A 14,074-nucleotide genomic window follows, 5' to 3' on the forward strand; every position below is an offset into this window, starting at 1 on the left:
CTGTTCTGCCTGTCGATTGTAGTTGCACATAATGCGCAATAAGCTGCGACGAAGATTTTTCCGGGGACCGATGAGTTTCCCCGGGGCCCTCGGTCGAAGATCATGACTGTTACGGCAGCACGACCGACGACCCCGAGGAACCACGATGCGCACTCTCATCAGCACCGCTTTCATCTCGCTCGACGGCGTCGTGGAGGCCCCCGGCGGCGAGGCCGGATACCGGAACGCCGGCTGGACCCACAAGAACGTCGAGTTCGTCCCCGAGGCGTTCGCGATCAAGGGCGAGGAGCAGGCGGAGGCCACCGCGATACTGCTGGGCCGGGTCAGCTACGAGGCGTTCAGCCCCGTCTGGCCGACCATGGCGGAGTTCGCCGAGTACAAGGAGATGCCGAAGTACGTGGTCTCCACGACCCTCACCGAGGACGCCCTGGTCCAGGGCTGGGGCGAGACCACGATCCTGCGCTCCCTCGACGAGGTCGCCGCGCTCAAGGAGACCGAGGGCGGCCCGATCATCGTCCACGGCAGCGCGTCCCTGAACCACGCCCTGTCGGACGCCGGTCTGATCGACCGCTACCACCTGCTGGTCTTCCCGGTCCTGCTCGGCGCGGGCAAGCGGCTCTTCAGCACGGCGGACACGGACGCCCGCACGCTGCGGCTGGTGGACCACGAGGTCTACTCCAACGGCCTGCAGAAGAACGTCCTGGAGGTCGTCCGCTGACCTGGGGCGCGCCCCCTCCGGCGGATCTTCCGGCGGCTCAGACCGGGGGCATCCGGTCCGGTCCGCCGAAGGGGCCCCCGGCCTCGCCGCCCGCGCGGAAGGCACGGCGGTAGGCGGCGGGGGTGGTGCGCAGGGCCTCGTGGAAGCGGCGGCGGAGATTGACGGCGGAGGAGAGGCCGACCCGGCGGGCGACGGTCTCCACCGGGAGGTCGGTCTCCTCCAGCAGCGCGCGGGTGGCCGCGAGCCGGCGGTCCAGCAGCCAGCGGCCGGGGCTGATGCCCAGTTGTTCGGTGAAGCGCCGGGTCAGGGTGCGGGTGGAGACCTGGGAGCGGGCCGCCATGTCGGCGACGCTGACGGGCTGGTCGAGCCGTTCCGTCACCCATTCGAGGAGCGGGGCGAGGGAGTCGGTGACCGGTCCCGTGGTGGGCAGTTCGGTGTACTGGAGCTGGCAGCCCTCGCGGTGCGGCGGCATCACCAACTGCCGGGCGATCCGCATCGCGTACGCGGCCCCCTGGTCGGCGCTGACGAGGTGGAGGCAGAGGTCCACCCCCGCGCCCGATCCGGCGCTGGTGGCGACGTCGCCGTGGTCCACGTAGAGCACCGCGGGGTCGACCCGGACCCGGGGGTACCGGTCGGCCAGTTCGGCCGCCTGGGCCCAGTGGGTGGCGGCCCGCCGGCCGTCGAGGATTCCGGCGGCGGCGAGGACGAAGGCGCCGGAGCAGATGCCGACGATCCGCGCGCCCCGCTCATGGGCCCGCCGGACCGCGTCGGCCACGGCCGCGGATATGTCGGCGGTGTCGTGCCAGCCGGGGACGACGACGGTGTCCGCGCGCTCCAGCGCCTCCAGGCCCGTGGCGACCAGCATGTCGTAGCCGCCGCTGGTGCGGACCGGGCCGGGGTGTTCGGTACAGACGTCGAAGGCGTAGCGGGCCGGGACCCCGGGGCCCGCCGGGTCGCCGAACACCTCGGTGGCGCAGGCCAGCGCGAAGACCGGCTGCGGCGGCCGGACCAGGGCCACGACCCGGTGGAGCGCCGGGGGCTTCGGCGGCGGACGGAGCGTCATGGCGTAAAAGTACCCCAGCATGTCGTTCCGGACACTGGGGCCGCCGGATGGTCCGGACCAGCATCGACGGGGTGACCACAGCACAGAGACAGCCGCAGCCCGAACTGACCGCCGGAACCGTACCGCCGTCCGCCGCACCGCCCGGCCCGGCCCCTTTGTGGGACCGGCGGTTCACGCTCTACTTCGCCGCCCGGGCCGTCTCGATGCTCGGCGACGCGATGATGCCGGTGGCGGCCGCCCTCGCGGTGGGCGCGCTGTACGGGATCTCCGGGGTGGGGCTCGTCCTCGGCGTCTGGACGGGGACGTTCGTTCTGCTGGTGCTCTTCGGCGGGGTCTTCGCCGACCGGTTCGGGGCCCGCCGGATGATGGTCGGCGCCGATCTCGTCCGGGTGTTCACCCAGGGGGTGCTGGCCGTCGCGTTCTTCGCCGGGACGCCGCCGTTCTGGCTGCTGATGGCGATGGCGGCGCTGGCCGGGGCGGCCGTCGCGATGTTCCTGCCCGGGGTGAACGGGATGGTTCCCCTGGTCGCCCGGGAGCCGCAGCGGGCCAACGCCACGCTCAAGGTGGCCGACGCGCTGGCCCATCTGCTCGGTCCGGCGCTGGCGGGGCTGCTGATCACCGTCACCAACGCCGGGACGGTGTACGCGATCGACGCCTCGACCTTCCTGCTGAGCGCCGTGTTCCTGGCGCTGATCCGGTTCGCGCCGGGCGGTGTGCCCGGTGCCGCCGCCCGGACCGGCCGGTCGCTGCGGCGGGAACTGCGCCAGGGCTGGCGGGAGTTCCGCGACCGGACCTGGATGTGGTCGGTGATCCTGATCTGGATGGTCTACGGCATGCTGCTGTTCGGCCCGCTGGTGCCGCTGGGTTCGGCGCTGATCGGTGACCGGCTGGGCTCCGACGCGTACGGCCTGGCGGTCTCCTTCCTCGGGGTCGGTACGGTGCTCGGCGGGCTGGTGGCGCTGCGGGTGCGCCCGGCCCGACCGCTGGCCGCCGGTGCCGTGGCGATGGTCCTGTACACGGCGCTGCCGCTGAGCCTGGCGCTCGGCGCCGGGCTGCCGCTGCTGCTGGCGGCGCATGCCGTCGGCGGTGGGGCCCTGGCGTTCTGGTCGGTGATGTGGGCGACCAGTGTGCAGACCCACACCCCGCCCGCCGTACTCAACCGGGTCACGGCGTACGAGCTGGCGGGCTCGGTGTCGGGGATCGCCCTGGGTCAGATCCTGGCGGGCCCGGCCACGGCGCTGGCCTCGCCCGACCGGCTGCTGCTGGTGTCGGCGGGGGCCGGGCTCGCGGGCTGCGCCGCCCTGTTCGCCGTCCCGGCCATCCGCACCCTGGGCCGGGCCGCTCCCCCGGCCGGCGGCCCGGGGCCGTCCTGAGGGCGGCGGGCCCCGTCCCCGACCCGGGAACGGTGACGGGGGCCCGCTGCCCTCAGCCGCCCTCGACGGTGCGCAGCGCCCGCAGCTCCGGTGCCGTACAGGGCAGGCCGTTGTAGCGCAGTACCTCGTTCAGGTTCACACTGACGACGTCCCGGCTCGCGACGGTGTCGGCGATCGCCCGGACGACCACGGCCTGGTCGGCGGTGAGGGCCGCGCCCTCCTCGTACGCCTCCGTGGGGAAGACGATGTCGAGGACGGACCGGGCGATTCCGGGGGCGGAGAAGGAGCTCGCCTCACCGAGGAGGGCGCACATCCGCCCCAGCAGTTCCCGGGAGTGTTCGGGCGGCAGCAGGGACAGGGCGCCGATCGCGTCGCCGGACGCCCCGCCTCCGGCGAACCAGAGGCCGCCGAAGCCGTCCAGTCCGGGCGGGTCGGTGAGCGCGTCGACGAGGGCCGGCAGGGCCCGGGCGGCGGGTCCGGCGTCGGTGCGGACCCAGGAGAGCGCGGCGCAGAAGGCGGCCAGCGGGTCCTCGTCGGCCAGGAACGGTTCCAGCAGGTCGCGGGTGGCGTCGCCGGGTACGAGGGCCAGACAGAGCAGCAGTTCGGCGAGTGTCCGGGGGTCGCGCCCGGCTCCCCGCCCCGCCTCGGCGGCCGTCAGCTCGCGCAGGGCGGTCGCGGCGGCCTCGCCCGGAGCGACCGCGAGCAGATGGAACGCGATCCTCCGCAGCTCGGGGTCCGCGCCGGGGGCTCCGGCGGCCGCCCGGGCCCAGGTCGGCACCGCGGCGGCGAGATCACCGTAGATGCGGTGGTAGGCGGGCTCCACGCCGTACTCGGCGAAGTACTCCTCCGGCTTCTCCGTACCGGCGGCCGAGGCGTACAGCCCCTTGAGCTGCCCGGTGGGTTCCAGATCGCCGTCGCGGGTGACGACATGGAGCACGAACTCCGGCAGGTCGGCGGCGTCGGGCGCCGCCTCGGCCAGGGCGATCACGAACCGCATGGCCGGACCGGCGACGTCGGAGACGGTGTGCTGGTGGAGGAGCATGTCCCACAGGACGCCCAAGGCGTATCGCGAGACCAGTGGTTCCGCCGCGGCGAGCCCCTTGAGCAGGAAGGGCACGTCCTCCGAGGCGCCGAAGAAGGGCCGGTACGCGGCCCAGTCGACCTCGTCGACACCGGCGAGGGCGGCCGGCGGGGACATGGTCCGCCAGCCGTGCAGTCCATGGGCGAACCGTCCCAGGTCGCCCGTGCGCCGGACCCGCAGATCACCGAAGCCGACGACGGGCCCCTCGGCGCCGTCCGGGCCGTAGAGCCGCCACTCCCCCACCGGGCCGCCCTTGAGGCCCGGCCGGACCGCGCCCTCGGCGATCACCGCGCCGGACTCGTCCAGGCCGCGCCACCACTCGACCGGCTCCGCCTCGTCCCCCGCCGTCGCGGTGGCCGGGCAGACCTCGGCCGACCGGGTGCCGTCCTCGGCGAACCACACCTCGGCCACCAGCGCGCCGTCCCGTTCGACCCGCTCGACCAGCCGGGTGTCGCCGTCGAAGCGCCGGTGGGCGACGGTGCCGTCGGGGAGGTCCTCGGTCTCGGCGTCCCGGACGCCCCGCTCGAACGAGCGGTGCAGTACGCGGTCGCCGTCGTAGCGCCACTCCCCTTCCAGCCGGTCCGGCCGCCACGGCAGATACTCGCGCCGCCGGACCATCCGGCCTTCGGAGAACTCGGCCACGACCGGCTGGTCCGCCTGGAGGTAGGGCTTGCTGCGCCAGAGCCGCCAGGTGCCGGTGGCGGCCCCCGTGACCGGGTCGAGCGCCGTCCCGGCCGCCCAGGACAGCAGCCCCGGCACCCAGACCGCGTCATCGGGTATCCCGTCCCGTCGCTCCGGCTCGGCACGCGGATCGGTGAACTCCGCCCGCTCCGTACCGCCGTCACCGGCCGCTTCGGCCGTCAGGCGCCGGGCCAGTTCCGGCTGTTCCTCGTACGCCGCGTGCAGCGCCGCCCCGGGCGAGGTGCCGAGGCCGAGGGCCAGACACGCTTCGACCGCCGCCGCGTCCCCGGCCCGGGCGGCCTCGACCAGCGGATTGCCCCGACCGGTGGTCCCGGGCCCGATCCGGGCGAGCAGCCCGCCCTCGGCGGTGTGGTACTCCGCCGACTTGAACGTGCCGTCGGTCTCCCAGAACCGGTGCAGGCCCACGTTCCGCTGCTCACCGCACGGTTCGAAGCGCTGGTGGTACCAGTGGCCGTGCCGGGTGGTGTGCTGGGCGACCTCGGGCACGTTCGCGGGTCGCGGCGGGATCGGCTCTCCCTCCGGATCGACCTCCGTGCCGTCCGCCGTATGGAACCGCTGCCGGATGAAGTACCCGGCCTCGTCGAAGTCCTGGATCATCACCCGGACGGTCTCCGGGAGCTGGTCCATCCCGGTCTCCCGCGACGGACCGTCGGCCCGGCGGTGCCGCAGCCTGACCCGCTTGCCCTCGTGCCACTTCCCCTCCACGGCGACCGAGCCGTCGTCGTGGAGCAGGATCTGCTCGCCGTGCGGGAGCCCCGCCCGCCAGTGCGCCGTCCCGGCGAAGCTGCCGTCGGCCCGCCAGCTCCGCCAGACCCCGGTTCTGCCCTCGGCGTCCACCGGCCCGAGGGCCCATCCGCCGTCCTCCTCCGCCTCGGCGTCGGCGGGGACGCCCTCGGGGCGGTCGGGGTCGGTGGCCGTGTCCATGGTCAATGTTCCTCATCTCTGCCGTACGCGATCCCGCGCCGGACCGGGACCGCTCGGGGCGGCCGGTCGGGCGGCGGTGAACTCCCGTCCGTCCAGGGGACGTTCCGCGCGGGGCGGTGTCCGGACGAACGGCGTCGGGAGAGGATGTTAGAAGCCGCCACCGACAACGGGGATCCGCCACCGGGAGCGCGACGGTATCGCCCGAAGACGCGCCGGGTCAGTCACCGGCGCAGGGTCGGCGGGTCCGGGGGTCGGCGGGGAGGAGTTCCGCCTCGGCCCGGGTGAGTTCCCGGTCGCCGATGACATCGCAGAGTTCCCGGAACCACAGGTCCGGTACGAGCTGGACGGGTCCCCCGATGCCTTTGGGGCCGCTGTGGAGCACGGTTTCGCCGTCGACGGACGCTCCCAGGAAGGAGTGCCCGGTGTGGGAGGACGATCGTTCGCCGGGGTCGGTGAAGGAGTAGAACGCCTCATGGCCGGGCTCGCCGATCCGGTAGACGCGTACCGCGTTGTTCGCGGCGAGGAGGAAGCGGTCCCCGCCTTCCAGGAACGAGGCGACGTACGGGGTCTCGTTCGATTCGGCGACACTGCGCAGGGGGCCCAGCTCCTTCCGGGGCGGGGTGCCGCGGCGCCACAGTTCGAAGATCGAGCCCCGGCGGAGGATCGCGAAGTACCGTCCGCCGGGCTCGAACTGGGCGGCGAGGATGTCGTCCCCGGTCGGTACGGTCTCGGTGATCCGTCCGCTGACGGTGTCGACGACCTGGACGCCGGGCCGGTCCTGGACGACGACGGTGACCCGGTTCGTCGCCGGATAGGAGTTGACCAGCAGGACGGCGTCCGGGGCGCCCCCGACCCGGGAGCGGACGGCCGCGGCGTCGAAGCGGGCCAGCCGCTCCCCGGTCCGCGGGTCCCACTGTTCGACGACGGTGTCCGCGACGGTGATCAGCTTCCCGTCCCGGTCGAAGAAGAACCTGAACTCGTACCGGGGCCGCTCGCCGCCCGCGCCCCCGCCGACGGGGAGGTCCCCGATCGACGGCGGCGGCGCGGGCGTCGGCACGGGGGCGGTGGTGGTGACGGTGGCGATCCGGCGCAGGGTGCCGGTGTCGCGGACGGCGACCACGTTCACCCCCTCCCGGTCCGCGACCAGCCGTCCGGTGCGGTCGACGGCGAGCGGGTCACCGCTGTCGGGCACCCGGCGGGGCGCCCCGCGGGGCGCGTCGGCGAGGACGCGGTTGCTGATCTCCTTCGCGTGGTGGCGCTGGATCCGGGAGCCGTCCGCCAGCACGCTGATGGTGTACGCGCCGTCGGGGGTGAGGCGCTGCTGGGCGACGGAGAGGGTCCAGTCGCCGGGGCGGAGCCGGACGAATCCGATCATCGGCCCGTCGCGGCGGACGTAGTGGAGCCCGGCGCCGGAGTCGACCAGCCAGGGGCTGTTCCCGGCCCAGGTCGGGACGGACGGGTCGGCGAGGCCGTTGCGGGAGAGGACCGTACCGTCGCGCAGGTCGACGACGGTGAGGCCGTGTTCGGCGCCGAGCGCGACCCGGAACCCGGAGCCGTCGACGGCCTTTACCGGGCAGCCGCCCGGTACGCCGTCCTTCTCCCCTGCCCGGTACACGCCGCCCTCCCGGGTGCCGTCCGCGACCCGGTGGACGGTGAGTTCGGCGGTCTTTCCCCGGGTCCGGCACAGGACGGCCCGGGTGCGGTCGCCGGAGACCTCGATCTCGTCGGCGCGGGCGACGAGCCGGGTCCGGCCGGTCGCGAGGTCGAGGGCGAGCAGTCGCTCGTCGTTCTTCTCGGCTCGCGTGGTGAAGGCGGCGAAGAGGAGGGTGCGGTGGTCGGCCGCGGACCGCAGGTTGAAGGGGGTCCCGGGTGCCGGGACGTTCCCGGCGAGGGTGCCGTGCGGGCCGTTCGCCAGGTTCCACCAGACGACGCGCTCGGCGGCGCGTACGGCGAGGACCGTGCCGTCGGGGGAGATCACCGGCTGGAAGACGTCGCCGCGGTCCTCGGCGGGGGCGGGGGGCCGGGGCAGCCGGTGGACCGGCCCGACGGGGTCGTCGGCGCCGGGCCGGATGTCGAACCAGGCGGCCAGGCCGTCCTCCTGGACGTAGGCGGCGCGGCTGCCGTCGGGCGCGACCACGACATCGCGAATCTCGTCGGGGGCCGGGATCGGTACGGTGCGTACGGGTCCGGTCAGGGCGCGCAGGAAGAGGGTGGCCCCGGAGCGGGCGCCGGGCGCGAGGACGACATCGCCGTCGCGGCTGGTGGCGACTCCCTCGTCGGCGAGGTCTCCGGAGAGCACCCGGTCGTAGTACGTGTACCGGAGGCGCTGGCGCAGGAGTTCGTTGCCGGTCTCCCGGGTGGGGGCGGTGTCGTGGGCGGCGAGGGCGAGCAGTGCGGCGCGGGCGGGGTCGGTGGCGGTGTACTCCTGGGCGGCCTGGACGAGGGCGCGGGAGGCGCCGAGCGCGGCCCGCTCCCGGCTGCCGCGGCGTTCGACGGCGTAGAGCGCGCCGACGACCACGATGAACGCCAGGGCCGCGGCGAGGGCGGTGTACAGGGCTCCCCGGCGGCGGGCGCGGGCGCGGCGGTGGGTCCGGCCGGTGTCCAGGTACTCCCGTTCGGCGCGGCTGAGGGCCGCCGCCCGGCCGGGGAGCCAGGTGTCGGCGCCCGCGAGGGCGGCGGCGGTCGGCAGATGCGCGGTGGCGCGGCCGGCGGCCTGCCAGCGGTCCATCTCGTGGCGGACGGTCTCCCGCCACTCCAGGAAGGCCCGGTCCTCGGCGGCCCATCCGGCGAACCGGTCCCAGCCGTGGATCAGCGCCTCGTGGGTGAGTTCGACGGTTTCGGTGCCGTCGGCGCCGCGGTCGGTGACGAGGAGCCGGGTGTGGGCGGCGAGCCGCTGGGCCACCCGCCACTGGTCGGGTTCGAGGTCGTCGCGGCGGGCGAGGCGCCGGGTGGCGGAGACGGCGCCGGGTGGCAGCCGGACGAGGTGGGTGAAGAGCCGCCGGGCCGCCGGTTCGTCCTCGGCCGGTACGTGTTCGGCCCAGACCCGGTCGGCGTGGTTGCCGAGGGCGCCGGTGACGCCGCCGAGCGCGTCGTACGCCCGGTGGGTGAGGCGGCCGTCCTCCTGCCGCCGCCACAGCAGGTCGAGGGTGAGGGCGAGCAGTGGCAGCGCGCCGGGGTCGGTTCCGGTGTCGGCGAGTACGCGGGCGGCGAGGTGGGGTTCGTAGCGGATGCCGGGGGCGGTGTCGACGGGGGTGGTGACGATCTCGCGCAGGCCCCGCTCGCCCAGCGGGCCGAGGGCGTGCAGACAGCGGCCGGTGACGGGGCCGAGGTCCGGATGGCTGAGGACGCGTTCGAGGAAGTCGGCGCGGAGGGTGCTGAGTACGCGGACTCCAGGCGGCGGTTCTTCGGCGGCGAAGAGCACGTCGGCGAGTTCACGGACGGCGTCCGGGGGCCGCTGGAACAACTCCTCCAGCTGGTCGACGACGATCAGCAGCCGGTCGGCGCCGGGCGCGGCGAGCAGCCGCTCCGTCACCGGGGCGAGGCCGTGGTCGCGGAGTTCGTCGCGGAGTTCGGGGATCCGGGCCAGCCTGCGGGTCTCGGAGGCGTCGGGCTCCAGGTGCGGCAGCAGCGCGGCGGCCAGCGCCGCCAGCGGGCCGGTCCCGGCCGCGGGCCGCATGACGGCGACCCGGGCGCCGTCCGCCCGCAGCCGGGGCGCCACTCCGGCGAGCGCCAGCGACGACTTTCCCGAGCCGGAGGGGCCGACGACGGTGACCCGGAACCGCTCGGCGAGCGCGCGGGTGATCTCGTCGCTCTCGGCCGCCCGGCCGTGGAAGACCGGGGCGTCGGCCTCCTGGTACGCCTTGAGGCCCCGGAACGGGGAGGGGGGCCGGACGAGCGGGGTGAGCTCCGGCCAGGCCGCCGCCAGTCCGCCGGTGGGGATCAGATAGCCGACCGCCGGTTCCCCGGCCTCGGCGACCGTGACCATGCCGACGACGCCGGAGAGCCGGTCGTCCCAGACCGGGCCGCCGCTGAAGCCCCGTGACACCGGATAGCCGTCGCCCGCGAGATCGGCCTGCACCCAGCCGTCGGCCTGCCGTCCCCGCAGGACCCCCGCGTGCCAGACACCGCCGGGGCGCCCGGCGGGGATGCCGAAGGCCCGTACCCGGTGTCCCCACCAGCCGTCCGCCGCCCCGGCCGGTTCGCCGCCGTCCGCCGTCGCGGGGTCGGCGTCGACCAGCCGTACGGGCGCGGCGCCGGGCGGCGGGGCCGCGAACCGCAGGACGGCGACATCGGCGCCGGGGGAGGCGTCGCCCGCGCCCGCCGGGCCCGATGGCGGCACCCACAGTTCGACGGTGGCTTCCGTCCGCGGCGCGCCGGGCACCAGCGGCAGGTCCGCCGGGATCGGCGCACCGGCCTCCGGTGGTGTTCCGGCCGGTGTCCCGAGGGCGGCGGAGACCACGTGCGCGCAGGTCAGGGCGATGGTTTCGGAGACCAGGAAGCCGACGCCGACGGGTTGCCGCCGGGCGTCGAGGATCCGCAGGATCGCCCGGTCCAGGGCCTGCGGGCCATCGGCCCCGGTGTCGTGTTCCGGTTCCGGACCGGATGGCTGGACCGGGTATGTCATAGGTCTCCTTCGTCGGGGCCCTCGCCACCGGGCGGCGGTCCGGTGTCACGGGCAGAGCCCACCGGTCCTCGCCTCCGCCGGAAGGTCGTCGCGTTCGTCCGCCGTGAGAGCGCGATGGCCGATGATCCGGCAGAGTTCCCGGCTCCACACCCGTGGATCGAGGGGCAGTACGGCGCCCGGCTCCTCGAACGTCGTCACGATCACGGCGCGCCCGTCCCGGGACACATCGGGGAAGAAGTACTCCCCCGTCCCGCCGTCCGGACGGCCGAGCGGATACGAGTCGTCGTAGCCGCGCCCGCCGATCCGGAAGACGCAAACGGCGCTGTCGGAGGCGGTCAGGAACCGTCCGCCGTCGAGGAAGACGGCCCGGTACGGGGTGATGGCGCTGTCGCCGAAGGCGGGCAGCGGGCCGATCGTCCGGCGCGGGGGATCCCCGTACCGGAGGACTTCCAGGCCCACGTCGCGGCGCAGGACGGCGAAGTACCGCCCGCCGGGGTCGAAGGAGGCGGAGAGGACATCGCCCGGGGTGGGGATGTTCTCCGTGGTCCGGCCGTCGGTGATGTCGACGACGCGGATACCGGGGCGCCCCCGCACGATCACGGAGATCCGGTTCCGGTCCGGATAGGGGGCGATGGTCAGAACCGCGTCGCGGTCGGTACGGGGGCGGAGCGCGGCGGCGTCGAAGCGGGCGGTCGGCCGGCCGGTGCGCGGATCCCACTGCTGGACGACGGTCCCGGAGACCGTCAGCAGCCGGCCGGTGTGGTCGAAGAAGTAGCGGAACTCCTCCTTCTGCTCGCGGTGGCTGAGCGCCCCGCTCACCTCCAGGTTCCGCCATCTGCGGTTGCCGGGCCGGGTCTTCGGCGGCGGGGCCGTGGTGACCGAGGCCAGGGCGCGCAGGGTCGACGCGTCGCGGACGACCACCGTGTTCCGGGCCTCGCGGTCGGCGACGAGCGCGCCGGCCGGGTCGAAGACGGGCAGATCGGTCCCCTGGGGGATCCAGTACGGCTTCGCCCGCTCGGCGCGGGCCAGTACCGGGCGGCTCCGCCCGGGTTCGGCCGGACGGAGTTCCGTCCCGGAGCCGTCCGCCAGGACGAGGAGCGACTTCTTCCCGTCGGGTGTCAGCCGGTGCTGGGCCGCCTTCGGCAGCCGGCTGCCCGGGGTCATCTCCATGAAGGCGATCATCGAGTCGTTCCACCCCAGGTAGGAGAGTCGGCCGTGCGACTCGGCGAGGACGGGGTGGGGGTCGAGCCGGGTGGCGAGGGTGCCGGGTGTCGGGGCCCGGGAGATCGTCCCGCCCCGGTCCAGGTCCAGGACGCGCAGTTCGTCGCCCCAGCCGAGCGCGGCCCGCCGCCCGGTGGTGTCGACTGCGTCGATCGTGCACATATCGGTGGTGTACGCCTCGTCCCGCTCGCGGTAGGGGCGGCCGACCGCCGTGCCGTCGGAGGTCCGGTGGCGGCTGATGACGGACTGCCCGCCCCGCTCCCGGCAGACGACCGCGGTCCCGCCGTCCCCGGATACGAAGATCTCCTGGGCGCCGGAGACGAGTGGGGTGGCGCGGCCGGTGCCCGGGTCGACGGAGAGCAGGGCCTGGCTGCCGCCGGTCGCGTAGACCGTGGCCAGCAGTGTGCCGTCGCCGGGGCCGAACCGCAGGGCGCCGGTCATCTCGGCGGGCGCGGGCACCGTACCGGCGAGGGTGCCGCGATCCAGGTTCCACCACACCAGTCGGCCCCGGACCCGGGCGGCGAGGGTGCGGCCGTCCGCCGATAACGCGGGCGCCACCACCGGGCCCCAGGAGGTGTCCCGGCCCGGCGCGTCCGGCAGCCGCCGGATCGGGCCGAGCGGTTCGCCGGACCCGGTACGGACCTCGAACCAGGCGGCCCGGCCGTCCTCCTGGACATAGGCGACGCGTTTGCCGTCGGGGGCGACCGCGACTTCCAGGACCTGCCCGGTCGACGGCACCTGCACGCTGCGGACCCGGCCGGACGCGGCGCCGGTGTAGAGGACCGCCCGGCCCAGTCGCGAGGTGGCCAGGACGACCTGGCCGTCCCGGGCGGCGGCGACGTCCCGGACGGTGCCGAGGACTCCGGAGAGCACCCGGTCGTACCCCTGGTGGCGGAGGTACTGCCGCAGCAGTGCGTGGCGGGCCTCCAGGGTCGGCGCGGTCCGGTGGGCGGCCAGGGCCTTGAGTACGCCGAGGGCCGGTTCGGCACCGGTCTCGTCCTCGGCGGCGATCGCGAGGGCCCGGGAGGCGGCTTCCGCCGCGCGGTCCCGGCTCTCCTCCCGGGTGGCGTGGAACATCGACAGGGCCACCAGGATCAGCAGGACGACGAGGCCGCCCGCGGAGAGCAGCGCCCGGCGCCGCCGGAGGCGGGCGCGGCGGTGGTCGTGCCCGGCGGCCAGGTAGTGCCGTTCCGCTTCGGTCAGTTCACCGGGCCGCTCGGCCACCCACTGTCCGGCCCGCGCGGTCTGGAGCGCCGTGGGCAGCATCTGCGGGGCGCGGCCCGCCTCCTCCCAGCGGTCCATGTCCCGTTGCAGGGATGCGCGCCACTCCAGGAAGGCCCGGTCGGCGGTGATCCAGCCGGCCAGTCGGTCCCAGGCGCCGATGAGTGCCTCGTGGGCGAGTTCGACGGTTTCGGTGCCCTCGGCGTCGACGTCGGTGACGAGGAGCCGGGTCCCCGCGAGCAGCCGGGCGATCCGCCGTTCCCCGGCGTCCAGTTCGGTACGGGACAGGGTCCGGCGGGTGGGCGCGGACCCGCCGGGCGGGATCCGTACGAGCCGGGTGAGGAGGCGCCGGGCCGTCTCCTCGTTATCGGGGGTCCCGGGGTTCTCTGGGTTCTCTGGGTTCTCTGGACTTTCGGCGTTCTCGGGGGTCTCGGATTCATCTGGTGTCTCGGGACCCTCTGAGGTCACACAGCGGGCCCAGGCCCGTTCGGCGTGGTCGCCCACCGCGCCGGTGACGCCGCCGATCTCCTCGTACGCCCGGTGGGTCAGCAGTCCGTGTTCCTGCCGCTGCCACAGCAGATCGAGGGTGAGGGCGAGCAGGGGCAGCCGGCCCGGTCCCCGGCCGGTGTCGGCGAGGATGCGGTCCGCGAGATGGGGCTGGTAGGAGATGCCGGGTAAGGCGTCGACGGGCCGGGTGACGATCTCGCGCAGCCGGTCCGGGGCCGGTGGGGCGAGGGTGTGCAGCCGGCCCGCGGTCTCCGGGCCGAACCGGGGGTGGGCCAGTACCTGTTCCAGGAAGTCGGCGCGCAGGGTGGTCAGTACGCGGACGGTGTCGGGCAGCGCGTCGCCGGTGAGCAGGTCGGCGCATTCGCCGACGGCGTCCGGGGGCAGTCCGAGGACTTCCTCGAACTGGTCGACCACGAGGAGCAGCCGGTCGGCGTCCCGCAGCCGCAGGAGCCGGGCCACGGCGTCCGCCGGTCCGTCGCGGCGGAGTACCGCGGCGAGTTCGGCGACCCGTTCGGGGCGCTCGGCCCCGGACACGCCGGGTTCGAGGACCCGCGAAGTCCCGGCCGACGACGGTCGACTTGTCGACCTCCCCCGCACGATCGCCCGGAAGCTACCACCGGTTCCGAATCACCGCAGGACA

At 74.9% G+C, this 14,074-nt stretch carries 6 protein-coding genes; 2 read left to right on the top strand and 4 right to left on the bottom strand.

All coding sequences use genetic code 11. From position 1 onward, the window contains the following. Nucleotides 1-145: 145 nt before the first annotated feature. Entirely contained in the window at nucleotides 146-718 is a 573-nt protein-coding gene (locus tag AB0G74_RS19060) for a dihydrofolate reductase family protein (protein ID WP_361147627.1), read from the top strand. A 37-nt stretch (nucleotides 719-755) separates the two neighbouring features. On the opposite strand, the gene AB0G74_RS19065 is transcribed toward AB0G74_RS19060, so the two are convergent. After that, entirely contained in the window at nucleotides 756-1,781 is a 1,026-nt protein-coding gene (locus tag AB0G74_RS19065) for a helix-turn-helix domain-containing protein (RefSeq protein WP_361147630.1), read from the bottom strand. Between the two features lie 71 nt (nucleotides 1,782-1,852). Between AB0G74_RS19065 and AB0G74_RS19070 the strand changes: the two genes are divergently transcribed. Next, nucleotides 1,853-3,154 carry an MFS transporter gene (locus tag AB0G74_RS19070; protein WP_361147632.1) on the top strand — a complete coding sequence of 434 codons (1,302 nt, stop codon included), beginning with the start codon at nucleotides 1,853-1,855 and terminating at the stop codon, nucleotides 3,152-3,154. A gap of 52 nt (nucleotides 3,155-3,206) precedes the next feature. On the opposite strand, the gene AB0G74_RS19075 is transcribed toward AB0G74_RS19070, so the two are convergent. The 3 genes from AB0G74_RS19075 to AB0G74_RS19085 all read right to left on the bottom strand — a co-directional run bounded on the left by AB0G74_RS19075 (nucleotide 3,207) and on the right by AB0G74_RS19085 (nucleotide 13,968). Then, nucleotides 3,207-5,861, bottom strand: coding sequence for a hypothetical protein (locus AB0G74_RS19075; RefSeq protein ID WP_361147634.1), 2,655 nt, complete (start codon nucleotides 5,859-5,861; stop codon nucleotides 3,207-3,209). Nucleotides 5,862-6,078: 217 nt separating this feature from the next. Continuing rightward, nucleotides 6,079-10,485, bottom strand: coding sequence for a trypsin-like peptidase domain-containing protein (locus AB0G74_RS19080; protein ID WP_361147636.1), 4,407 nt, complete (start codon nucleotides 10,483-10,485; stop codon nucleotides 6,079-6,081). A 45-nt stretch (nucleotides 10,486-10,530) separates the two neighbouring features. Further along, a complete protein-coding gene (locus AB0G74_RS19085; protein WP_361147638.1) occupies nucleotides 10,531-13,968 on the bottom strand; it encodes a hypothetical protein in 3,438 nt (1,145 codons plus the stop codon). Between the last annotated feature and the right edge of the window lie 106 nt (nucleotides 13,969-14,074).

Source organism: Streptomyces sp. NPDC020875, from assembly GCF_040641415.1.
Classification (GTDB): Bacteria; Actinomycetota; Actinomycetes; order Streptomycetales; family Streptomycetaceae; genus Streptomyces.

What these genes read in the sequence shown, in the direction of transcription:
- AB0G74_RS19060 (WP_361147627.1), top strand. Translation starts at nt 146, where the DNA reads ATGCGCACTCTCATCAGCACCGCTTTCATCTCGCTCGACGGCGTCGTG.
- AB0G74_RS19065 (WP_361147630.1), bottom strand. Translation starts at nt 1,781, where the DNA reads ATGACGCTCCGTCCGCCGCCGAAGCCCCCGGCGCTCCACCGGGTCGTG.
- AB0G74_RS19075 (WP_361147634.1), bottom strand. Translation starts at nt 5,861, where the DNA reads ATGGACACGGCCACCGACCCCGACCGCCCCGAGGGCGTCCCCGCCGAC.
- AB0G74_RS19080 (WP_361147636.1), bottom strand. Translation starts at nt 10,485, where the DNA reads ATGACATACCCGGTCCAGCCATCCGGTCCGGAACCGGAACACGACACC.